General features: G+C 63.8%; 19 protein-coding genes and 3 riboswitches. Of the genes, 8 read left to right on the top strand and 11 right to left on the bottom strand.

What is annotated here, in order from left to right:
- Positions 1-164: 164 nt before the first annotated feature.
- On the bottom strand, positions 165-458 hold the full coding sequence (locus ACTIEY_RS07155; RefSeq protein WP_439518428.1) for a hypothetical protein: 294 nt from the start codon (positions 456-458) through the stop codon (positions 165-167).
- Positions 459-617: 159 nt separating this feature from the next.
- Here ACTIEY_RS07155 and ACTIEY_RS07150 point away from each other — a divergent pair, with 159 nt between their 5' ends.
- Both ACTIEY_RS07150 and ACTIEY_RS07145 read left to right on the top strand, forming a co-directional pair.
- Complete coding sequence (locus ACTIEY_RS07150) at positions 618-1301, top strand: SOS response-associated peptidase (RefSeq protein WP_439518427.1); 684 nt, start codon at positions 618-620, stop codon at positions 1299-1301.
- 203 nt (positions 1302-1504) lie between these two features.
- Positions 1505-2653, top strand: coding sequence for an ATP-binding protein (locus tag ACTIEY_RS07145; RefSeq protein WP_439518426.1), 1149 nt, complete (start codon positions 1505-1507; stop codon positions 2651-2653).
- Positions 2654-3157: 504 nt separating this feature from the next.
- Here ACTIEY_RS07145 and ACTIEY_RS07140 read toward each other — a convergent pair.
- The 5 genes from ACTIEY_RS07140 to ACTIEY_RS07120 all read right to left on the bottom strand — a co-directional run bounded on the left by ACTIEY_RS07140 (position 3158) and on the right by ACTIEY_RS07120 (position 8617).
- Positions 3158-5431 carry a PAS domain-containing protein gene (locus tag ACTIEY_RS07140; protein WP_439518425.1) on the bottom strand — a complete coding sequence of 758 codons (2274 nt, stop codon included), beginning with the start codon at positions 5429-5431 and terminating at the stop codon, positions 3158-3160.
- Between the two features lie 498 nt (positions 5432-5929).
- Entirely contained in the window at positions 5930-6382 is a 453-nt protein-coding gene (locus tag ACTIEY_RS07135) for a hemerythrin domain-containing protein (protein WP_439518424.1), read from the bottom strand.
- A gap of 108 nt (positions 6383-6490) precedes the next feature.
- A complete protein-coding gene (locus tag ACTIEY_RS07130) occupies positions 6491-7069 on the bottom strand; it encodes a TMEM165/GDT1 family protein (protein WP_439518423.1) in 579 nt (192 codons plus the stop codon).
- Between the two features lie 5 nt (positions 7070-7074).
- Positions 7075-7247: riboswitch (yybP-ykoY riboswitch) on the bottom strand.
- 24 nt (positions 7248-7271) lie between these two features.
- The gene (locus tag ACTIEY_RS07125) at positions 7272-7907 is read right to left on the bottom strand and encodes a 3-oxoacid CoA-transferase subunit B (protein ID WP_439518422.1); all 636 of its coding nucleotides are present in this window, start codon (positions 7905-7907) and stop codon (positions 7272-7274) included.
- Positions 7908-7909: 2 nt separating this feature from the next.
- Positions 7910-8617: a CoA transferase subunit A gene (locus tag ACTIEY_RS07120; RefSeq protein WP_439518421.1), complete on the bottom strand. Its 708-nt coding sequence runs from the start codon at positions 8615-8617 to the stop codon at positions 7910-7912.
- Between the two features lie 82 nt (positions 8618-8699).
- Here ACTIEY_RS07120 and ACTIEY_RS07115 point away from each other — a divergent pair, with 82 nt between their 5' ends.
- Positions 8700-9254 (top strand): LuxR C-terminal-related transcriptional regulator, encoded by a 555-nt coding sequence (locus tag ACTIEY_RS07115; protein WP_439518420.1) that lies wholly within the window; start codon positions 8700-8702, stop codon positions 9252-9254.
- 3 nt (positions 9255-9257) lie between these two features.
- Here the strand turns inward: ACTIEY_RS07115 and ACTIEY_RS07110 are convergent, their stop codons facing one another.
- Together ACTIEY_RS07110 and ACTIEY_RS07105 are read right to left on the bottom strand one after the other, a co-directional pair.
- Positions 9258-10241 (bottom strand): Bug family tripartite tricarboxylate transporter substrate binding protein, encoded by a 984-nt coding sequence (locus ACTIEY_RS07110; RefSeq protein ID WP_439518419.1) that lies wholly within the window; start codon positions 10239-10241, stop codon positions 9258-9260.
- Positions 10242-10291: 50 nt separating this feature from the next.
- Positions 10292-10681 carry a carboxymuconolactone decarboxylase family protein gene (locus tag ACTIEY_RS07105; RefSeq protein WP_439518418.1) on the bottom strand — a complete coding sequence of 130 codons (390 nt, stop codon included), beginning with the start codon at positions 10679-10681 and terminating at the stop codon, positions 10292-10294.
- A 70-nt stretch (positions 10682-10751) separates the two neighbouring features.
- On the opposite strand from ACTIEY_RS07105, the gene ACTIEY_RS07100 reads away from it, so the two are divergent.
- Positions 10752-11333 (top strand): peroxidase-related enzyme, encoded by a 582-nt coding sequence (locus ACTIEY_RS07100; RefSeq protein ID WP_439518417.1) that lies wholly within the window; start codon positions 10752-10754, stop codon positions 11331-11333.
- An 18-nt stretch (positions 11334-11351) separates the two neighbouring features.
- Here the strand turns inward: ACTIEY_RS07100 and ACTIEY_RS07095 are convergent, their stop codons facing one another.
- The 3 genes from ACTIEY_RS07095 to ACTIEY_RS07085 all read right to left on the bottom strand — a co-directional run bounded on the left by ACTIEY_RS07095 (position 11352) and on the right by ACTIEY_RS07085 (position 13917).
- Positions 11352-12647 carry a PQQ-dependent sugar dehydrogenase gene (locus tag ACTIEY_RS07095; RefSeq protein ID WP_439518416.1) on the bottom strand — a complete coding sequence of 432 codons (1296 nt, stop codon included), beginning with the start codon at positions 12645-12647 and terminating at the stop codon, positions 11352-11354.
- A 63-nt stretch (positions 12648-12710) separates the two neighbouring features.
- The gene (locus ACTIEY_RS07090) at positions 12711-13130 is read right to left on the bottom strand and encodes an acyl-CoA thioesterase (protein ID WP_439518415.1); all 420 of its coding nucleotides are present in this window, start codon (positions 13128-13130) and stop codon (positions 12711-12713) included.
- Between the two features lie 4 nt (positions 13131-13134).
- Positions 13135-13917 (bottom strand): SDR family oxidoreductase, encoded by a 783-nt coding sequence (locus ACTIEY_RS07085; RefSeq protein ID WP_439518414.1) that lies wholly within the window; start codon positions 13915-13917, stop codon positions 13135-13137.
- Positions 13918-14099: 182 nt separating this feature from the next.
- Between ACTIEY_RS07085 and ACTIEY_RS07080 the strand changes: the two genes are divergently transcribed.
- From ACTIEY_RS07080 to gcvP, 4 genes are all read left to right on the top strand, one after another.
- The gene (locus tag ACTIEY_RS07080; RefSeq protein WP_439518413.1) at positions 14100-15785 is read left to right on the top strand and encodes an electron transfer flavoprotein-ubiquinone oxidoreductase; all 1686 of its coding nucleotides are present in this window, start codon (positions 14100-14102) and stop codon (positions 15783-15785) included.
- A 6-nt stretch (positions 15786-15791) separates the two neighbouring features.
- Positions 15792-15893, top strand: a riboswitch (glycine riboswitch).
- An 11-nt stretch (positions 15894-15904) separates the two neighbouring features.
- Positions 15905-16009: riboswitch (glycine riboswitch) on the top strand.
- A 55-nt stretch (positions 16010-16064) separates the two neighbouring features.
- A complete protein-coding gene (gene gcvT, locus ACTIEY_RS07075; RefSeq protein ID WP_439518412.1) occupies positions 16065-17189 on the top strand; it encodes a glycine cleavage system aminomethyltransferase GcvT in 1125 nt (374 codons plus the stop codon).
- A gap of 30 nt (positions 17190-17219) precedes the next feature.
- Positions 17220-17591: a glycine cleavage system protein GcvH gene (gene gcvH / locus ACTIEY_RS07070; protein ID WP_439518411.1), complete on the top strand. Its 372-nt coding sequence runs from the start codon at positions 17220-17222 to the stop codon at positions 17589-17591.
- A 23-nt stretch (positions 17592-17614) separates the two neighbouring features.
- A complete protein-coding gene (gene gcvP / locus ACTIEY_RS07065; RefSeq protein WP_439518410.1) occupies positions 17615-20518 on the top strand; it encodes an aminomethyl-transferring glycine dehydrogenase in 2904 nt (967 codons plus the stop codon).
- The last annotated feature ends 15 nt before the right edge of the window (positions 20519-20533 follow it).

The following is a 20533-nucleotide window of genomic DNA, read 5'->3' as shown; positions in this document are numbered from 1 at the left end:
GCCCTGCGTACTCGTTAAGCCCTGCGTGCTCTGCATGTCCAGCAAGCCCTGTGCCTTCGCAGGCCAAGTGTCAGTTACAACATGATGAAAGCCGGCGCTGACTGGCTACCGGGATTGACATCGATAAATGATCGGCGTGATCGACTTGGGGTCGAGAGAGTTGGTCACCGTCTGTTCTCCGACCTGATGTGCAGTACCTTACGCGCGGCCTTGCGATCCGCCAACTCATCCAGCGGATCCTCCCCCTCCATGTCGTCGATCGCCTGGCCCGTCCACACCATCACCCACCACGTCTGCGGGTGCTGGTTGGTTCTGGACTTTGCGTTGCCGCTGCGCGCAATCGTCTCGGTGCCGCGTATCACCATGCCGTGTGTGGTGATCCGCTTCACCGTGGCCTGGTGCAGGGGCGGCAGCAGGTCCCTGGCGCCGTCCACCACCTGCGCGCGCAGCCAGGTCATGTCCCCTTGAGAGAACGGCGCCAGTACCAGCTGGCCATAGGTGGGCGGGTCCGGTCTGGGCAGGCGGACGCCCTGTTTTCTGAGTCGATAAACCGAAGCCTGCATATACTGTAACTATATACAGTATCTGCCGCAGCGCCAGCACGGCTATGTTTTCCCATGTGCAACCTGTACACCACCCTTGACGGCGCAGACATCGTGCAGTACTTCAGGCGCGATCCACCGCTGTGGGAAGTCAAGCCCACCGTGGGGCCGCTGGGCACCGCGCCCTTCATCACCGCGGATCGCGCGCAGGCGGGCCAATGGGGCATGATCCCGCCCGCATCACGCACCCGCACACCCACGCTCAGCAACGGCCGGCGCATGAGCACCAACAACGCCAGGCGCGAGACCATGGCCACCGCGCCCACCTACCGCGGCGCCTGGAGCGCCGGCCAGCGCTGCCTCATCCCCGCCTGGAGCTACGGCGAGCCCTACTGGGGCACCGGCAAGAACATCTGGTGGCGCTTCGCCCGCGCAGACGGCACACCCTGGGCACTCGCCGGCCTGTGGTCCGAATGGAAAGACTTCACCACCGGAGAGATCGTCCCCAACTTCACCATGATCACGCAGAACTGCGACACGCATCCCCTGCTCAAGCACATGCACAAGCCAGACCCGAAGCTGCCCGCGGATCGGCAGGACAAGCGCGCGGTGGTGCCGATCGAGCCGGCGGACTGGGAGACCTGGTTGAAGGGGTCAGTGGAAGCGGCGCAGGCACTGATCCGTGTGCCGGGGATGGAAGCGTTTAGGCATGCGGCTGCTGATCCTGCGAAGCACATTGAACTGCCTCTAGGGCCATGACGCCAGGCCCCTAAAGGCCCGCTCTGTACGGTGCCGTACAGAGCATCAAGAATCGGGCCACCGATTGACGTGTTGCGCGCTGCAAACAGCGCTGGCGATGCCTGAAAACTGTGATTGAATGCACGAAAAGGGAATGTCAATTTTCGCGGACGCGCGGCATCGCTTGCAAGTCAATGGCCCATCAAGCAACACCTGTTTTGCCCATGCGTCTCTCCACATTCATTTCGAGCAACCTCGACGCGATCCTTGTCGACTGGGTAGCATTCGCGCGGCAGCTCCAACCACCTACTGGCGACATCGACGAAGAGGGCCTGCTGGACCACGGCAGGAAGATCCTCACCAAGATCGCTGCCGATATGCGGATGCCGGAGAGCGCTGAAGAACAGCAGGACAAATCCGAGGGCAATAGCTCCACCGCTTCGCTCGCTCCAAACGTTCCATCGCGCAGCCATGCTCGCCAAAGGCGCGCGCAGGGCTTCAACATCGAAGAGTTGGTGGCGGAATACAGGGCACTGCGCGCCACCGTGCTGCGTCTGTGGGCCGCCTCCTCAAGCAGCACAAGGGTGGAAGACCTCGAAGACTTCACGCGTTTCAACGAAGCAGTGGATCAGGCCATCGCCGAATCGCTTCAGACGTTCATGGCCGAACTGGACAAGGCGCGCGACCTCTTTCTGGGCGTGCTGGGGCACGACTTGCGCGGCCCGCTGAGCACCATATCCAACATTGCCACGGCCAATCTGCATTTCCCGCCGGAAGTCGCTCAACAGTCTGCGGTGCTGTTGCGCAGCGTCGCGCAGATGAAAGCGCTGCTGGACGACCTGGTTGAATACGCAAAGCACCGACTCAGCGCCACCATTTCTATCAAGCCCGAGGATGTCCATCTCGGCGAATTCGCTCGCAACACGCTGGGCGAGATTGCTGCAATCCGCAATGCGCGCCTGATTGACCTCAAGGTCACCGGCGACCTTCAAGGCGTATGGGATGCAAGGCGGCTGCATCAGGCGCTCTCGAACCTGATATTCAACGCGCTGAAGTACGGGTCTCCCGATGCACCCATCATCGTCATCCTTGATGGAACCGAACTATCCGAAGTGACGATGGCGGTGCAAAACTCAGGAGCCCCGATCCCCGCGCACACGCTGAGCATGCTGTTCGATCCGCTCTCTCGAGGTACAGCCCAAGAAACCGGCCCGGGTGACGAATCGGCCACGGGCGCGAACATGGGCTTGGGCCTGTACGTTGTCCAAGAAATCGTCAAGGCGCATGGGGGAACGGTCGAGGTGGCCTCCAACGAGTCGTTCACGCGCTTTTGCCTGCGACTGCCGCGCAAGCTGCTCACACCGGTTGGCTGAGCGCCTCGCGCACTGGACACTGAAAATCTTTAGGCAGTAACCCAGGAACACTCGGCGAACGACGTTCGTCGGAGTTCAGGCGTACTTTCACCATAGTGCCAGGGTCTGGACTCACCACATCTACTGGCACCGCAGCACGCGTGGTTGCGGGACATGAACCCAGTGTCCAGCGCGACGGCACGGCTTAAGTGCGCTGCACCAGACAGCGCCTTCGTTTTGTGGCCCTGGGGAAGTGAGAGTCTGAACAGCCAGCGCTCTCGTGTAACGCAAGCATGGGCCTCGGGCTCTATGTAGTGAGAAGATCACCAAAACGCCGCGGGGAAGCGTTGACGTGAACTCAAACGAGGCCTTCACCTGTTTTTCAGTGCGCCTACTTCGCCGTGCCCCTGCCACAACCAGTGGCCAGACGCGCCCAGTTGATGCTTGACAAGGCGCAGATTGTTGATTGGACGTGGTACAGATGCGGAGTCACTGGCTATCGCGTGTCATCTCGCTTCGGCTGCTTTAGGTAGGCAACGAATCCAGCAGCGCTTGCAGTTCCTCGATGGCAGCCGGTTTGACGAGGTGATGGTCAAAGCCTGCCTCGCGCGCGCGCTGTCGGTCGCTGTCTTGCCCCCATCCGGTGACAGCGATCAACGTGCATTGGGTGCTGTTGAAACGCTTCCGGATGGCCTGAGCAACCTCGTAGCCATTCATCCCCGGCATGCCGATGTCCAGCAGCACGACGCGTGGTTGGAAAGAGGCAAACACCTTCAGGGCCTCCGTACCGTTGCGCACGACGCGGACATCCGCGCCCAGCATGGACATCAGCTGCGCCAGGCTGTCGCCCGCATCGATGTTGTCGTCGACCACCAGCGTGGTGAGGCCGTGCAAGTCCCGTTCCTCCGCAGTGGCGTGCGGGTGCGCCGGCGAAGCAGGAATCGAGGATGACAGTGGCAGGCGAACCACGAATTCGCTACCCTGTCCCAGCCCCTTGCTGTAACCGGACAGGCTCCCGCCGTGCATCTCTGCCAGTCGACGCGACAAGGCCAGGCCAATGCCCAATCCACCCTGAGTGCGCGTCTTGTCTCGATTGCCACGCGTGAACATCTCGAACATCCGCGGAAGCGCTTCCCGGTCGATACCCAACCCGGCGTCGAGCACCCTGATGGCCGCCTGCTCCCCCTGCAGTTCCACGCTCAGCTCGACGTGCCCTCCCTTTTCGCTGTAGGTGGCAGCGTTGTTTAAAAGGTTGGCCAGTATCTGTGTGAGCCGTACCGCATCGCCCTCCAGCCATACGGGCTCCTTGGGGAACTTAATCTCAAGGGTGTGGCCCGCGGCCAGGAACTGCGATTCGCAGTTCTCGACGGCAGTCTGAACGACTGCCGACAATTCGACGGGCTGAACATCGAGCGAGAGCGTGCCTCGACTGATTCGGGAAACTTCCAGGAGATCGTCGACGAGACGAACAAGGTGGTTGACCTGGCGTTCCATCATCTCCCGCACCGACACGGTCTTAGCATTGCCGTCGTCGATCATCCGCAGAAGTGCAAGGGAGTTCCGCAAGGGCGCCAGTGGATTACGCAGTTCGTGCGACAGGGTGGCGAGAAATTCGTCTTTGGCGCGGTCCGCTTGCGCCAGGCTCTCGGTCTGTAGCTTCAGCACCTGCTCGGCGGCTTGCCTGTCCGTGATGTCGCGGGTGGTTCCTGCAATCGCCACCACTTCGCCATCGGACCCCAGGACGGGTGCGAAGATGTAGTCGTAGACGCGCGTCCCGTTGGTACCGGCAAAAGGGATCTCTCCGCGGATAGGAGCGCGCGTGCGGATCACTTCATCAATCTCCGCATCGTGCAGGTCGGCATGCCATTGCTCGTACCCAAGGTCCATCCAGCGCTTGCCTCGCACATCTTCGACCCCCCACACTTTCAGCAGCGCTTCATTGGCATATAGCGCGCGGTGGTCGAGCCCGAAAACGTACACAAAATCGGGTGTGCTGTTCAAGGCGGTTTCGTAGATACGCCGCTGTCTTTCAGACTCTGCCACAAGCCGCTCGCGATCGGCCTGCAGTGTCTTCTGCTCGGTGACATCGCGAAAATAGACGGAAACGCCTTCAGGCGCCGGATAGGTCGAAACCTCGTACCACTTCTGGTGGGCTTGATAGAACGCCGTGAATCGGGTCGTCACACGTTCATGCATTGTGCGGTGGTAAGACCGCTCAAACTCGGTTCCTTCAAGCCCGGGATACTCGTCCCAGAGCGTACGACCTTGAAGCGAGCCGTGTTCCCGTTCCAGGATGCGATGGGCCTGGCGATTGACGAAATCGAAACGCCAATGGCTGTCAAGCGTGAAAAAGCCCTCGGTGATACTGTCCAGGATGGCGACTGCGTTGGTGTTGTTCTTGGCGGTTGCCTCTTCAATTCGGTGAAGGATGTACTGCACCTCGCCGTCGTCGGACAGCACCGGCGCGTTCACGGTGTTCCAGAACCTGGCCTCAAACGCGCCACCGGCAGTGCTTGGAAGCCGAACGTCGTAGCGCAGCGTGGGCAGGCTGTCGGATGCACGAGTGCTCACCACGCGGGCGAAGGATGCGCGCAATTCATGTGACGATTTGGAGCCCGTGGCCGCCGGGTTGTCCGGGAACACCTCAAACAAGGCACGCCCGACTATCGATTGGTCCGTATGGGTGGCACTCAAGTAGTCGGCGGAGGCCCCAGCGATGGTGAACTCTTCATCCGCTTCCACGACCAGGATGAGACCTGGGAGACTTTCAACGAGGCGTTGAATTTGATCGTTGGTCATCTTTGCACCCAAATAAAGCTCCCGCCCAACTAAGTTTCTGCCTCACTTTCCACAGGGGAACTGAACTCCGGGCCCTTTAAGCCAATTCTTAAACGCAGGAAAGATGGGTACAAATCGATTTCCATGGCTCCTGCGCTGGAGGGCTCGGCAAGCTCCAGCGTCCTTGTGCTTGCTCGAAGTGCAAAGGAATTTACCAAACCCGCGCAAGCTGGACTGTAGGACGGGACCGAAAAACATGTTCCTCTACGTGCCTTGCAGGTGCTAACGCCTCGAAGTTTTGTCCATTGCCTCGGTCTCATTATTTGCGGCGCGGTTTCGCCGGGCATTTGGGTGGTGGGCTTTCTATGTGGCCGTGCGCCCTGAGGACGGGAGGTACGAGATGGTGCTACGATTGTGCCTCTCGTTGTACAGGGCGCTACCTGTACAGCTGTTTGAAATCAACGATCTGCTGCTGGTTCAAACTATGGGTCGGGTTCCCTTCACCCGCTCCACACCTCCTCAGGGCGCCACCACCAGGCGCATGCGCTCCAGGTCGCGGCGGTATTTCTTTGCCAGCACCTGTTTCCGGCGCTCGCTGAGGATCTTGCCCGACACCTGGAAAAACTTGCGTTCTTCCTCCTTCAGGTGGTGGTGCACTTCGTGTGAGAGCTTCTTCACGCCTTGCAGCCACTCTTCGGGCTTGCCGCGCGCCTTGGCCAGGTCTTCCACGCATTCGTCAATTTCGTGGTGCTCCGACAGGGCATGCCGCGATGACTTCAACCCCATATCGTCGAGGAGGATCTGCGCGTACAGAAAGCGCTCCTCGGCCGCGGCGTGGGCAGCGAGCTCGATGCGCAGTTCCCGGAAGATTTCCTGGGCACGCGCATCGTAGGTGCGGATGCGGGTGAGCTGGCGGCACAGCCTGCGCTGCACCTCGTGGCTTTCGCGCAGGGCGTCGTAGATGTTGTCCATGTTTTTTTCTCCGTGTGGGTGCGTGGCGCGCCGGGCGCAACGTCGCGTGACGATACCCACAAAACTCGAGACGTTCCGTAGGACAGCGCCGCAATGTCGCGGCGCGTGTCACCCCGTCAGCGAGGACCCGACGCCCAGCAACGCCAGCACGCCGAGCACGGCGAAGATGAGTGCAGCGACGATGTGAACGACCTTGATCGGCACGCGCCGCGTGAGCGCGTCGCCAAAGAACACCACCGGCGCATTGGCCAGCATCATCCCGAAGGTGGTGCCCAGCACCACCGCGAACAAGGGCTCGTACTGCGCGCCCAACGCCACAGTCGCGATCTGGGTCTTGTCGCCCATCTCCGCCAGGAAGAAGGCCCAGGTGGTGGCGAAGAACACGCCCATCTGGCGCTTGGGCACCGCGTTCTCGTCGTCCAGCTTGTCAGGGATCAGCATCCACACCGCCATGGCGATGAACGAGACGCCCAGCACCCATCGCATCGCATTCGGACCGACGGCGGCCATGATCCATGCCCCCGCCATGCCCGCCAGCGCATGGTTGAGCAGCGTGGCCGCCAGAATGCCCCAGACGATGGGCCAGGGGCGTTTGAAGCGGGCGGCGAGCACCAGCGACAGCAACTGCGTCTTGTCGCCCATTTCGGCGAGGGCGACGATGCCGGTGGAGATGAGGAAGGCTTCCAAGACAGAACTCCGAGGGCCGGCAGAAACCAGAAGACCACACGGCATCCCCGGCCCATCCGGAGGCAGTGTGGTCAAAGGTCTTGCCAGGCTGGATGCTGTCTGCGCCATGGCCGTGAGGGCCAAGTGTGTTGACGCGGACCCCTGCTGTGCAGGGCGGCTACTCCCCAATGACGGGTGCAGGCGGGAGTATACCCGCCAAGGGTCAGACCAGCGTGACGCCGGTCTTCGACTGGATCTGCTCGCGAGTGACGCCAGGCGCCAGTTCCACGAGCTTGAGGCCCTGCGGCGTCACGTCCATGACGCCCAGGTCGGTGATGACGCGATCGACCACGCCCACACCCGTGAGCGGCAGCGTGCAGGCCGGCAGGATCTTCAGGTCCTCGGTGCCGTCCTTTTTCCGCGCCACGTGCTCCATGAGCACGATCACGCGCTTGACGCCCGCCACCAGGTCCATGGCACCACCCATGCCCTTGACCATCTTGCCGGGGATCATCCAGTTGGCCAGATCGCCCTTCTCGCTGACCTGCATCGCGCCCAAGATGGACAGGTTGATCTTGCCGCCGCGGATCATGGCGAAGCTGTCGTGGCTGCCGAAGATGCTGGAGCCCGGCAGCGTGGTGACCGTCTGCTTGCCGGCGTTGATGAGGTCGGCATCGACCTGGTCTTCAGTGGGAAACGGGCCAATGCCGAGCATGCCGTTCTCGCTCTGCAGCCAGACTTCCTTGTCACCGGTGTGGTTGGCCACCAGCGTGGGAATGCCAATGCCCAGGTTGACGTAGAAGCCGTCTTCGAGTTCCTGCGCGGCGCGCGCCGCCATCTGGTCTTGGGTCCACGGCATGGTCAGGCTCCTGCTTTCTCGGTGATGGTGCGCTTTTCGATGCGCTTCTCGGGGTTCGGGTTGTGCACGATGCGGTGCACGTAGATGCCGGGCAGGTGGACCTCGTCCGGCACCAGCGCGCCGGTCTCCACGATCTCCTCGACCTCGACCACGCAGATCTTGCCGGCCATGGCCGCAGCGGGGTTGAAGTTGCGGGCGGTCAGGCGGAACTGCAGGTTGCCAGACTTGTCCGCGCGGTGCGCCTTCACCAGGGAGACGTCGGGCACCAGCGCGCGCTCCATGACGTAGGTCTCGCCGTCGAAGTCACGCAGCTCCTTGCCCTCGGCCACCAGGGTGCCCACACCGGTCTTGGTGAAGAACGCGGGAATGCCGGCGCCGCCGGCGCGCAACTTCTCCGCCAGGGTGCCCTGTGGCGTGAATTCAAGTTGCAGTTCACCTGCGAGGTACTGGCGCTCGAACTCCTTGTTCTCGCCCACGTAGCTGGAGATCATCTTGCTGATCTGGCGCGTTTCCAGCAGCTTGCCCAGGCCGAAGCCGTCGACGCCCGCGTTGTTGGATATCACGGTGAGGTTCTTTGCGCCGCTGTCGCGCAGGGCATCGATGAGGGCCTCTGGAATGCCGCAGAGGCCGAAGCCACCGACCGCCATCAGCTGGCCGTCGGCCACGATGTCCTTGAGCGCGTCGGCCGCGCTCGGGTAGATCTTGTTCACGTGGAAGTCTCCTGGGAAGAAACGAGCAAGCCATTACGATACTACGTAAAGACATACGTAGTATTTCGTAAAGCCAAACCCTATGGACATCGACTACCGACTGGCCTTCGACCTGGCTCCCGTGGGCCTGGCGCTTTCCCGCCAGCGCGCCATGATCGACTGCAACCAGGCTCTGTGCGAGATGTTCGGCGCCACGCGCGATCAGCTGGTCGGCCAGAGCTTCCAGATCCTCTACCCCAGCGCCGACGAATACGAACGAACGGGCGCCCGCATCGAGCCCCTGCTCGGCCGCAACGGCACCTATGCCGACAACCGCATCATGAAGCGAGTAGGCGGTCCATCCAAGGGCGAGACCTTCTGGTGCCACGTGACCGGCCGCGCCCTCAGCCGCGACACGCCGCACGCCGCCGGCATCTGGAGCTTCGAAGACCTGAGTTCGAGCCGCGCCGTGAAGGCAGAACTCACGCCGCGTGAGCGTGAAGTGGCCGCCTTCCTCATGGATGGGCTCACCAGCAAGGAAATCGGCAAGCTGCTCGGCATCAGCCACCGCACAGTGGAGATCTACCGGGCTCGGCTGATGCGGAAGTACCAGGCGCACAGCACCCCGGATCTGGTGCACCGGTTGCTGGCCGGGTAACGGTCACTGTGGCTGGAAGCCGCTGTCCTGGATGATCTTCGCCCAGACCTTGCCGTAGGCCTGTTCACGGACGCCCAGCTGTTCCCCGCTCATGTAGCCCACCGTCAATCCCATGGCGGTGAGCTTTTCACGGACGTCGGGCTGCGCGATGGCCTTCTGCACCGCCTGCGCCAGCTTGTCCAGCGCTGCCTTGGGCGTACCGGCCGGTGCGAACAGGCCGTAATACGGCACGTCCTCGAAGCCCTTGAGACCCAGCTCGGCGAAGGTGGGCACCTCGGGCATGGCCGCCTGGCGCTGGCTGCCCATGACCGCCACCACGCGCAACTTGCCCGCCTTGTGGTTCTCGATGAAATCGGGGATGGACGCCACGCCAGCGGGGATCTGGTTGCCCAGCATGTCGGCCATCATGGGCGCGCTGCCCCGGTACGGTGCGGCCACCAGGTCCAGACCGTTCTGCTTGGCAATCACCTGCACCAGGAACTGCGGCACCGAGGCGGGGGCGGGAATGCCCACCGTGCCCTTGCCGCCGGTGGCCTTGACGCTGTCGACATAGGCCTTGAACGATGGCGCCGGCGTGCCGCTGGAGACCGCGAAGGCGTTGACGAAGGTGGCGAAGCCAGCCACCGGCACGAAGTCCTTCGCCGGTTCGTAGCCGGGGTTCCTGGTCACCATGGGCAGGATCGTGATGCTGTGGTCGTGGCTCAAAAAGACGGTGTTGCCGTCGGGCGCAGACGCCTTCAACGCCTGGGCGGCGAGCTGACCGCCCGCACCGGGCTTGTTGTCCACCACCACCGCGTGGCCCAGTTCCTCCTTGAGGCGTTCGGCCAAAATGCGCGCAATCGCGTCGGTGCCGCCGCCCGGCGGGAAGCCCACCAGCACACGCGTGGTGGGCGAACTTTGCGCGTGGGCCAAACCCAGGCACAGCATGGCGCCAACGGCCAAGGCCAGCCGGCGGGTCAGACGGGAAGAAGAGACGGGTTGGTTCATGGCACGCAGCTCCTGAAAGATGAAAAGAGGTGGGGACGATCGAGCAAGGTTCAGGCCACCGGTGAGTCCACCACGCTGGCCGCCGTGCGGAATGCTTCCACCGCCGTGGGCACGCCGCAGTAGATGCTGGCGTGCAGCAGCACTTCCTGGATTTCCTCAGGAGATGCTCCGTTGTTGAGCGCACCTCGCACGTGCCCCTTCAGTTCATGCTGCTTGCCCAGCGCCGTGAGCATGGCCACTGTGATGAGGCTGCGAGTCTTCAGGTCCAGACCCGGGCGCTGCCACACATCGCCCCAGGCGTTGCGGGTGATGTACTGCTGCATGGGCAGCGAGAACGGCGTGGCGTTGCCAAACGCCTGCGCCACGAAATCCTCGCCCATCACCTGCTTGCGGGTGGCGAGACCCTTGTCGAAGTCCTTGTCGGCGGGCGGCTGGCTCATGCGATCGGCTCCTGAAAAACCACCAGCATAGCGGCTGCGGCTACCATGGTTCGCTCAACAGGAGACCCGCATGAACCGATACCCCGCACCCGACATCAACGACCTCCCCGAAGACATCAAGGCCAAGGTGCTGGAGGTGCAGGAGAAGGCGGGCTTCGTGCCCAACGTGTTCCTGGGCCTGGCTCGACGGCCGGCCGAGTGGCGGGCCTTCTTCGCGTACCACGACGCGCTCATGCTGAAGGAAGAAGGCTCGCTGACCAAGGGTGACCGCGAGATGATCGTGACCGCAACCAGCGCCGCCAACCAGTGCCTCTACTGCGTGGTGGCCCATGGCGCCATCCTGCGCATCTACGAAAAGAAACCGCTGGTGGCCGATCAGGTGGCCGTGAACCACCTGAAGGCAGACATCTCGCCGCGGCAGAAGGCCATGCTGGACTTCGCCATGAAGGTCTGCCTGCGCTCGCACGAGATCAACGACGAGGATTTCGCGCCCCTGCATGGGCATGGATTCTCGGACGAAGACATCTGGGACATCGCGGCCATCACCGCGTTCTTCGGCCTGTCCAACCGCATGGCCAGTTTCAGCAACATGATGCCGAACGCGGAGTTCTACCTGATGGGCCGCGTGCCCAAGGCGAAGCCCGCCGCCTGACGCGATCGCGTCGCCTGCTCAGCCGCCGATGCGCAACAGCTTGCCGTTGGCACCGTCGGTCAGCAGGTACAGGCGGCCGTCGGGGCCCTGGCGGACGTCGCGGATGCGCTCGCCGCGGTTGCCGAGAAGCTGTTCGCGGCCCACCACACGCGTTCCGTCCAGCTGGATCCGCCAGAGCGATGATCCTGAAAGCGCTCCAATGAAGAGGCTTCCGGTCCAGTGCGCCGGTTGTGTGCCGGTGAAGAACGCCATGCCACTGGGTGCAATCGAAGATTTCTGCCCCCCAGTCCACGCAGCACCGTTCGAGGTTTCCCAGTACGAAACGGGTTGTTCCATTCCCGCCTGAGCGGTGCCCACACCTATCGGGGTTGTGGTGCCGTATTCCTGCCCATAGCTGATCACCGGCCAGCCGTAGTTGCGCCCGGCCAGTGTGCGGTTCACCTCGTCGCCCCCCTGAGGGCCATGTTCGTTCGTCCAGAGTTCGCCCGTCCAGGGATTCAGCGCGGCGCCCTGCGGGTTGCGATGTCCATAGCTCCAGATGCCGGCCTGCGCGCCCGCCAGCCCAGGATTGCCAGGCGCGGCATTGCCATCCGTGGTGATGCGAACCACCTTGCCGTTGCCTCGCGAAAGGTCCTGCGCAAGCACCCTCTGACTGATGCTCTCACGGTCACCCAGGGTCACGAACAGGTGTCCATCCCGGTCGAACACCAGCCGCGATCCGAAGTGGTTGTTGCCTTCCACCTTCGGAAGTTGCTGGTAGATCACGCGGACGTTGCTCAGGCTGAGCGATGCAGTGTCCAGTTCGGCTCGCGCCACCGCGGTACCGGTGTCAGGCCCCGCCCCGGCGCGTTCCGCAAAGCTGAAATAGATGCGCCGGTTGCTGGCAAAGTTGGGGTCGATGACCACGTCGAGCAGACCCCCTTGGCCCACCGTGTCCAGCGCAGGCAAGCCACTGATGCTGCCGTACGACTGTCCGTTGGCGGTGTAGAGACGCAGGTTGCCCGTGCGTCCGGTGATCAGCATCCGCCCATCGGGCAGAAAGGCGAGGCTCCACGGGTTCGGCAGGCCGGTCGCCAGCTCGGTCACCGCCACCGTACCCGTGGTCGGCACGAAGTTCGGGTTGTTCGGCAGGGGTGGGACGGGCGTGACGGGGGTTCCGGGTGTCACCGGTGAATTCGGAGAGCCCGGCGAGCCCGGCGAGCCGGGGGCGCCTGCGGTGCCGCCGTCTGAATCACTGCCGCCGCCGCCGCCGCAGGCCACCAGCAAGCTGAAGAACAGGCCGACGCTGGCCAAACGGTATGGGGTATTGAGCATGCGCAGATGCTAAAGCAGCACCATAACCCCCATGCAACAAAATGTGTAGCAGGCCCGCCGGTCTCAATTCAGTTCGCTGAGCAGGGATGGCGGCAACGCCGCCGACCTCTGCTTCGGGAAATCCACCCAGACCGTGGTGGCGCCGCCCGACGCGTAAACAAGCCCGGGTTCATCGGCACGTTCCAGCGTGCACCAGGTCTCGAAACTGCTGCGGCCCACGTCGCTCACGAACATGGTGGCCACGACGTCGCCCGGGTATTCCAGCTGCTTGTGGAAGGTGCAGAACGCGTTGACGATCACCGGTCCCTGGCCAAGCGGATCGGGCTGGCAACCGATGGAGCGCATCCATTCGATGCGGATGGTTTCCAGGTAGCGGAAGTACGTGGTGTTGTTCACGTGACCCATGGCATCCATGTCGCCCCAGCGGATGGCCATGTGCATGCGGAACACCTGCTTCTTGTCGTCGGGCAGTTCGAATCTCATGCGTTCAGGCCCCGAATCCGTCGTCGGCCGCGATCACGGCGCCGTTGATGAAATGGCTCTCGTTGGCGCACAGCATCACCAGCACCGCGTCAAGATCGGCTGGCTGACCCACGCGCTTGCGCGGCAGCATGCTCACCAGCTTCTGGCCCTGCTCGGTCTGCCAGTGGTGGTGGTTGATCTCGGTGTCGATGTAGCCGGGGCAGATCGCATTCACGTTGATGCCGAAGCGGCCCCACTCCACCGCCATGGCCTTGGTCATCTGCACCACCGCCGCCTTGCTCATGCAGTACACGCCGATCTGCGGCAGCACCTTGAGCCCCGCCATGGACGCGATGTTGACAATGCGGCCTCCCACGTAGGTGCCCGGCGCAGCGCCCTTGGCGCGGGCCAGCATGCGCCGGCCTACTTCCTGCGCCACGAAGAATGCCCCACGCGTGTTGGTGTTGAAGATGTAGTCGTAATCCTCTTCCGTCACGTCCTGGATGCGCTGCGTCGTGCTCACGCCCGAGTTGTTGATGAGGATGTCGATGGCGCCGACTTCGGTCTCGGCATGGGCCACGCCAGCCTTGATGGAAGCGTGGTCGGTGACATCCATCGCCACCACGTGCGCGTCGCCGCCACCGGCCTCGATGTGGGCACGCAGCGTCATGAGCCGATCGGTGCGGCGCCCGGCGAGCACCACCGCCGCACCGGCTCGCGAAAGCGTCTTGGCGAACTGTTCGCCCAGGCCGCCCGACGCCCCGGTGATGAGGGCCACGCGACCCGAAAGATCCAGGCTGTATGCCATGAGAGAGTCTCCTCTAAAGAGGTCGATTCTGGCCTGTTCGACCCGACTTGTCCGTTTCAAAGGCGACTGTCCTACAGCCGTGGGCCAAGGCGGACCACTAAAATCGTCCGTCATCCCCGCCCTCGGCACGCCTGATATGCAGGTCCTTCACGCCGCGCAACCCACAAGAGCGAGACCACGACATGACACCCCAAGAGATCCTGAGCACCTACGGTCCACGCGAAGCCATGGAGTACGACGTGGTCGTGGTCGGTGGCGGCCCCAGCGGCCTGGCCACCGCGATCCGCCTCAAGCAGCTCGCGGCAGACAAGGGCACTGAAGTGAACGTGTGCGTCCTGGAGAAAGGTTCCGAGCCCGGCGCGCACATCCTCAGCGGCGCCGTGATGGATCCGCGGGCGATGAAGGAACTGTTCCCCGACTGGAAGGAACGCGGCGCGCCCCTGAATCAGGAAGTGACCGGTGACGACCTGCTGGTGCTCACCGAAACCGGATCCAGCCGCACGCCCGACTGGCTGGTGCCACGCAACTTCCACAACCATGGCTGCTACGTGGTTCGACTGGGCGCGGTGGTGAAGTGGCTCGGCGAGCAGGCGGAAGCCCTGGGCGTGGAAATTTTTCCGGGCTTCGCGGCCGCGGAAGTGCTTTACAACGAAGACGGCTCGGTCAAGGGCGTGGCCACCGGCAACCTGGGCCTGGGCAAGGATGGTGAGCCCACCGACCATTTCCAGATCGGCATGGAACTGCATGCGAAGTACACGGTGTTCGCCGAGGGCGCGCGTGGCAACCTGGGCAAACAACTGTTGGCCAGGTTCAACCTCACGGAAGGCAAGGATCCGCAAACCTATGCCATCGGCGTGAAGGAGCTGTGGGAGATCGACCCCGCCAAGGCCAAGCCAGGCCTGGTGGTGCACACTGCGGGCTGGCCCATGAGCGACGACACCTTTGGTGGCGGTTTCCTCTACCACCTGGACGACAACAAGGTCACGCTGGGCTTCGTCATCGGGCTGGACTACCAGAATCCCTGGATGTCGCCATTCGAGGAAATGCAGCGGTGGAAAACCCACCCCGCCATCCGCGCGCATCTGGAAGGCGCCAAACGGCTGGGCTACGGCGCTCGCGCCATCAACAACGGCAGCCCGCAGGCACTCCCCAAGACGGTGTTCCCGGGCGGTGCGCTGGTGGGGTGCGACGCCGGATACATGAATGCCGCGCGCATCAAGGGCAGCCATGCCGCCATCAAGAGCGGCATGCTGGTGGCCGAAGCCGCGTTCGAAGCGCTGGCCGCAGGCCGCGCCAGCGACGAGCTCACGGCATATCCCAAGGCCTTCGAGGCCAGCTGGCTCAACGAGGAACTGCAGCAGACGCGCAACTTCAAACTGTGGTTCAAGAAGAGCCCGCTGATGGGCAAGCTCATGACCGGCATCGAGCAATGGCTGCTGCCCAGGATCGGCGTTTCTTCGCCACCCTGGACGCTGCACAACAGCACGCCCGATCACCTCAAGCTGCGCCCGGCTTCGGAGATGCCGAAGATCAGCTACCCCAAGCCCGATGGCAAGCTGACCTTCGACAAACTCTCCAGTGTGTTCGTGTCCAACACCAACCACGAAGAAGACCAACCGGCCCACCTCACGCTCAAGGACAACAGCGTGCCGGTGCAGATCAACCTGGCAAAGTACGCCGGTCCCGAGAGCCGCTATTGCCCCGCGGGGGTCTACGAGTTTGTGAAGAGCGACGATGGTGGTGAGCGCCTGCAGATCAACGCGCAGAACTGCGTGCACTGCAAGACGTGTGACATCAAGGACCCGACGCAGAACATCGTCTGGGTGACTCCGGAAGGTGGCGGCGGGCCCAACTACGCGGGTATGTGATTTAATCCTCTTCTGTCAGGAGAGCGCTTCCCACGAGGAAGCCGCCGAAGGCGCAGGAGGCTGGTCACACAGCCCTGAACGCTCAGGCAAAAGGACTGGCAAACGTTGGCCGCGAGGCTGGCGTCCCCCCTGGAGAGAGGTGGCCCCGCGAGGCCATCCACCGAAGGAGCAAGCGCGGCATCGCCCGTGTGAATCTCTCAGGTAAAGAGGACAGTGGGGCAGCGCACGGATGAACCGTGTTCCGCCCCACCGGGCCTGCCCCTTGCCTGCGAGCCTCTCGTGTCCTCCAACGACCTCCTCCAGACCCCGCTTCACGCCCTGCACACCGAACTCGGTGCGCGCATGGTGCCCTTTGCCGGCTATTCGATGCCGGTGCAATACCCCGCCGGCCTCATGGCCGAACACCACCACACGCGTGCCGCCGCCGGGCTGTTTGACGTCTCGCACATGGGGCAGTTGCGCCTGGTCGGGCCGGATGCCGCCGCGGCATTCGAAACCCTGATGCCGGTGGACGTGATCGACCTGGCCGTCGGCAGGCAGCGCTATGGCCTGCTGCTCAACGACGAGGGCGGCATCATCGACGACCTGATGTTCGTCAACCGGGGCGATGATCTGTTCGTCATCGTCAACGGCGCCTGCAAGGTGGGCGACATCGCCCACATGCAGGCCCGCATCGGTTCACGGTGCCAGGTGATTCCCCTTGCCGATCGGGCCCTGCTCGCGCTGCAAGGGCCGCAGGCCGTGACGGCGCTGCAGCGTCTGGTGCCCGGCGTCGAGAAACTGGTGTTCATGACAGGCGGCGCGTTCCATTGGAACGGGGCCGACCTGTTCATCACGCGCAGCGGCTACACCGGCGAGGACGGTTTCGAGATCTCGGTGCCGGGCGACCGCGCCGAGGCGTTCGCCCGCGCTCTGCTGGCCGAGCCCGAGGTGAAACCCGTGGGCCTGGGCGCCCGAAATTCGCTGCGCCTTGAAGCCGGGCTGTGCCTCTACGGCAACGACATCGACACCACCACCACACCGGTGGAAGCCGCGCTGAACTGGGCCATGCAGAAGGTGCGACGCACCGGAGGCGCGCGCGCGGGCGGCTTCCCCGGTGCGCAGCGCGTGCTCGCGCAGTTGGACGCCACCCAACCACTGTCGCGCAAACGCGTGGGGCTGATCGCACTGGAACGCATTCCCGTGCGCGATCACACCGAGCTGCAGAGCACCGACGGCCAGACCATTGGCGAAGTAACCAGCGGCCTGCTCGGTCCGAGCGCCGACAAGCCAGTGGCCATGGGCTACGTGAGCCCGGCACACGCTGCCACCGGCACGCGCGTGCAGGCCATCGTGCGCGGCAAGCCCGTACCGATGGAAGTGAGCGCCATGCCTTTCGTGCCCAACCGCTACTTCCGCGGCTGACCTTTTTTCTTCTCACACAGGAGCTTTTCCATGACCACCAAGTACACCGAAGACCACGAATGGATCCGCGTCGACGGCGACATCGCCACCGTGGGCATCACCGTTCATGCGCAGGACGCGCTGGGCGACGTGGTGTTTGTCGACCTGCCCGAAGTCGGGCGGTCTTTCGAGCAGAAGGATGTGGCCGGTGTGGTCGAGTCCGTCAAGGCAGCCGCCGACGTGTACATGCCTGTGAGTGGCGAAGTGACCGAAGTCAACGAGGCCCTGCGCGCCGACCCGTCGCTCGCCAACAGCGACCCACTGGCCAGCGGCTGGTTCTTCAAGGTGAAGCTGTCCGCTCCGCAACAGGTCGATGCCCTGCTGGACGAGACCGCCTACCACCAGTTTTCCGCCAACGCCTGATCTCTCTTCCGCCGGAGCCCGCCATGCTGATGCCGTCCGTCAAACCCCTCGGTGAACTCGAGAACCCTTCCGAATTCGTGGCGCGCCACATCGGCATCGGCGAAGCCGACGAAACCCACATGCTCTCGGTGATTGGCGAAGCCTCGCGCCGTGCCTTGATCGATGGCATCGTGCCGCGCAGCATTGCGCGCAGCCAGGGCATGCAGCTGCCGGCGGCCGTCACCGAGGCAGCGGCGCTGGCCGAGCTCAAGGCGCTGGCGCGGAAGAACCGCGTCCTCAAGAGCTTCATCGGCCAGGGCTACCACGGCACGCACACGCCCGGCGTGATCCTGCGCAACGTGCTGGAGAACCCGGCCTGGTACACCGCCTACACGCCGTACCAGGCCGAGATTTCGCAAGGCCGCATGGAAGCACTGGTGAACTTCCAGACCATGGTGACCGATCTGACCGGTATGGCGATCGCCAACGCCTCCATGCTGGACGAAGCCACCGCCGCCGCCGAGGCCATGACGCTGGCCAAGCGCTCGGTGAAAGCCCGTGGCAGCACGCTGGTGGTCTCGGGCGACATGCATCCGCAGGTGATCGAAGTGGTGCAGACCCGCGCCAAGCCCTTGGGCCTGACGGTGAAGCTGGCCATGTCCGGGGAGGAATGGTCGTCGCTGATCGCCGGCGACGACTACTTCGCGGCCATGGCGCAATACCCCGCCTCCAGTGGCTGGCTGCAGGACTGGACGCAGGACGCCGCAACCGTCCACGGCAAGAACGCCGCGTTCATCGTGGCCGCGGATTTGCTGGCACTCACGCTGCTCAAGCCGCCGAGCGAAATGGGCGCAGACATCGTGGTCGGCACCACGCAGCGCTTTGGCATGCCCATGGGGGCAGGCGGTCCGCACGCGGGCTTCATGGCCTGCCGCGACGAGTTCAAGCGCTCGCTGCCCGGGCGGCTGGTCGGCGTGAGCGTGGATGCCCACGGCCACCCCACTTACCGCCTGGCGCTGCAGACTCGTGAACAGCACATCCGCCGCGAAAAGGCCACGTCCAACATCTGCACCGCGCAGGTGCTGCCCGCCGTGGTGGCCAGCATGTACGCCGTGTACCACGGCCCGGATGGCCTCAAGCGCATCGCGCAACGCGTGGCCGCGTACACCGCCATCCTCTCCAGAGGCCTGGCCCAACTGGGCTACAACGACACGCACCACAACGAGCAGGGCGTGTTCGACACCATCAGCCTGCACACCAGAGACCAGACCGACGCGCTCATGGCGCGCGCCGTGGCGCAGGGCATGAACCTGCGCAAGGCCTGGGACGAGTACCTCATCATCTCGCTCGATGAAACCACCACGCGCGACGACATCACCCAGCTCTGGAAAGTGTTTGCCAAAGACGGCGACACGCTGCCGCGTTTCGACAGCTTCGAAAAGGGTGTGGAACCGCTCATTCCCGCCGAACTGCGCCGCACCAGCCCCTTCCTGACTCACCCAGTCTTCAACAGCCACCACAGCGAGACCGGCATGCTGCGTTACATCCGCGCGCTGTCCGACAAGGACCTTGCGCTGGACCGCAGCATGATCCCGCTGGGCTCGTGCACGATGAAGCTCAACGCCACGAGCGAGATGATTCCCATCACCTGGCCCGAGTTTGCGAACGTGCATCCCTTCGCACCGGCCGACCAGCTGCAGGGTTACCAGTTGCTCGACGAACAGCTTCGCGCGTGGCTCTGCCAGGCCACGGGCTACGCCGGCATCAGCCTGCAGCCCAACGCCGGCTCGCAGGGCGAATACGCCGGTCTGCTGGTCATCCAGGCCTGGCACGCCTCACGCGGCGAGAGCCACCGCAATATCTGCCTGATTCCCAGCAGCGCGCACGGCACCAACCCCGCCAGCGCGCAGATGGTGGGCATGCAGGTGGTGGTGACCAAGTGCGACGAGAACGGCAACGTCGACATGGCCGACCTGAAGGCCAAGTGCGAACAGCACAGCGCCAACCTGGCCGCGGTGATGATCACCTACCCCAGCACGCACGGTGTGTTCGAGACGACCGTGAAAGAGCTCTGCGCCCTGGTGCACCAGCACGGCGGGCGTGTGTACGTGGACGGCGCGAACATGAACGCGCTGGTGGGCGTGGCCGCGCCGGGCGAGTTTGGCGGAGACGTGAGCCATCTCAACCTGCACAAGACCTTCTGCATCCCGCACGGCGGTGGCGGCCCGGGCGTCGGTCCGGTCTGCGTGGTGGAAGACCTGGTGCCTTTTCTGCCGGGCCATGCGGCCGGTGGTCTGCCCGTGAACGGCGTGGGTGCCATCTCGGCAGCACCCCTGGGCAATGCGGCGGTGCTGCCGATTTCCTGGATGTACATCCGCATGATGGGCGCTGATGGCCTGAAGCACGCCACCGAAGCCGCCATTCTGGCGGCCAACTACATCAGCAAACGCCTCGCACCGCACTACCCCACGCTCTACGCCAGCGCCAACGGCCATGTGGCACACGAGTGCATCCTTGATCTGCGCCACTTCAAGGACACCAGCGGTGTGATGGCCGAGGACGTGGCCAAGCGCCTGATGGACTACGGTTTCCACGCGCCCACGCTGTCGTTCCCCGTGGCCAACACGCTCATGGTGGAACCCACCGAAAGCGAGACACTGGAAGAGCTGGACCGCTTCATCGACGCCATGATCGCCATTCGCGGCGAGATTCGCCAGGTGGAGCAAGGCGCCTGGCCGCAGGACGACAACCCACTGAAGAACGCGCCGCACACGGCCGCCAGCCTGATGACGGCGGACTGGTCACACCCGTACTCGCGCGAGGTCGGTGCCGCAAGCACCTCCACGCGCGCCCACGCCAAGTACTGGCCACCCGTGGGTCGCGTGGACAACGTCTACGGGGACCGCAACCTCTTCTGCAGCTGCGTTCCCCTGAGCGAACTCACCTGATTCGCCGGGCACTGC

This window comes from Hydrogenophaga sp. (assembly GCF_051858985.1).
Taxonomy (GTDB): Bacteria; Pseudomonadota; Gammaproteobacteria; order Burkholderiales; family Burkholderiaceae_C; genus Hydrogenophaga.
Note: the sequence above shows the minus strand (reverse complement) of the source record. Positions and strands in the feature narration are given on the sequence as shown.

Excerpts from the sequence above, each read along its gene's own strand:
- ACTIEY_RS07155 (WP_439518428.1), bottom strand. The coding sequence starts at position 458 with ATGACCTGGCTGCGCGCGCAGGTGGTGGACGGCGCCAGGGACCTGCTG.
- ACTIEY_RS07150 (WP_439518427.1), top strand. The coding sequence starts at position 618 with ATGTGCAACCTGTACACCACCCTTGACGGCGCAGACATCGTGCAGTAC.
- ACTIEY_RS07145 (WP_439518426.1), top strand. The coding sequence starts at position 1,505 with ATGCGTCTCTCCACATTCATTTCGAGCAACCTCGACGCGATCCTTGTC.
- ACTIEY_RS07140 (WP_439518425.1), bottom strand. The coding sequence starts at position 5,431 with ATGACCAACGATCAAATTCAACGCCTCGTTGAAAGTCTCCCAGGTCTC.
- ACTIEY_RS07135 (WP_439518424.1), bottom strand. The coding sequence starts at position 6,382 with ATGGACAACATCTACGACGCCCTGCGCGAAAGCCACGAGGTGCAGCGC.
- ACTIEY_RS07125 (WP_439518422.1), bottom strand. The coding sequence starts at position 7,907 with ATGCCGTGGACCCAAGACCAGATGGCGGCGCGCGCCGCGCAGGAACTC.
- ACTIEY_RS07115 (WP_439518420.1), top strand. The coding sequence starts at position 8,700 with ATGGACATCGACTACCGACTGGCCTTCGACCTGGCTCCCGTGGGCCTG.
- ACTIEY_RS07110 (WP_439518419.1), bottom strand. The coding sequence starts at position 10,241 with ATGAACCAACCCGTCTCTTCTTCCCGTCTGACCCGCCGGCTGGCCTTG.
- ACTIEY_RS07105 (WP_439518418.1), bottom strand. The coding sequence starts at position 10,681 with ATGAGCCAGCCGCCCGCCGACAAGGACTTCGACAAGGGTCTCGCCACC.
- ACTIEY_RS07100 (WP_439518417.1), top strand. The coding sequence starts at position 10,752 with ATGAACCGATACCCCGCACCCGACATCAACGACCTCCCCGAAGACATC.
- ACTIEY_RS07095 (WP_439518416.1), bottom strand. The coding sequence starts at position 12,647 with ATGCTCAATACCCCATACCGTTTGGCCAGCGTCGGCCTGTTCTTCAGC.
- ACTIEY_RS07090 (WP_439518415.1), bottom strand. The coding sequence starts at position 13,130 with ATGAGATTCGAACTGCCCGACGACAAGAAGCAGGTGTTCCGCATGCAC.
- ACTIEY_RS07085 (WP_439518414.1), bottom strand. The coding sequence starts at position 13,917 with ATGGCATACAGCCTGGATCTTTCGGGTCGCGTGGCCCTCATCACCGGG.
- ACTIEY_RS07080 (WP_439518413.1), top strand. The coding sequence starts at position 14,100 with ATGACACCCCAAGAGATCCTGAGCACCTACGGTCCACGCGAAGCCATG.
- gcvH (WP_439518411.1), top strand. The coding sequence starts at position 17,220 with ATGACCACCAAGTACACCGAAGACCACGAATGGATCCGCGTCGACGGC.
- gcvP (WP_439518410.1), top strand. The coding sequence starts at position 17,615 with ATGCTGATGCCGTCCGTCAAACCCCTCGGTGAACTCGAGAACCCTTCC.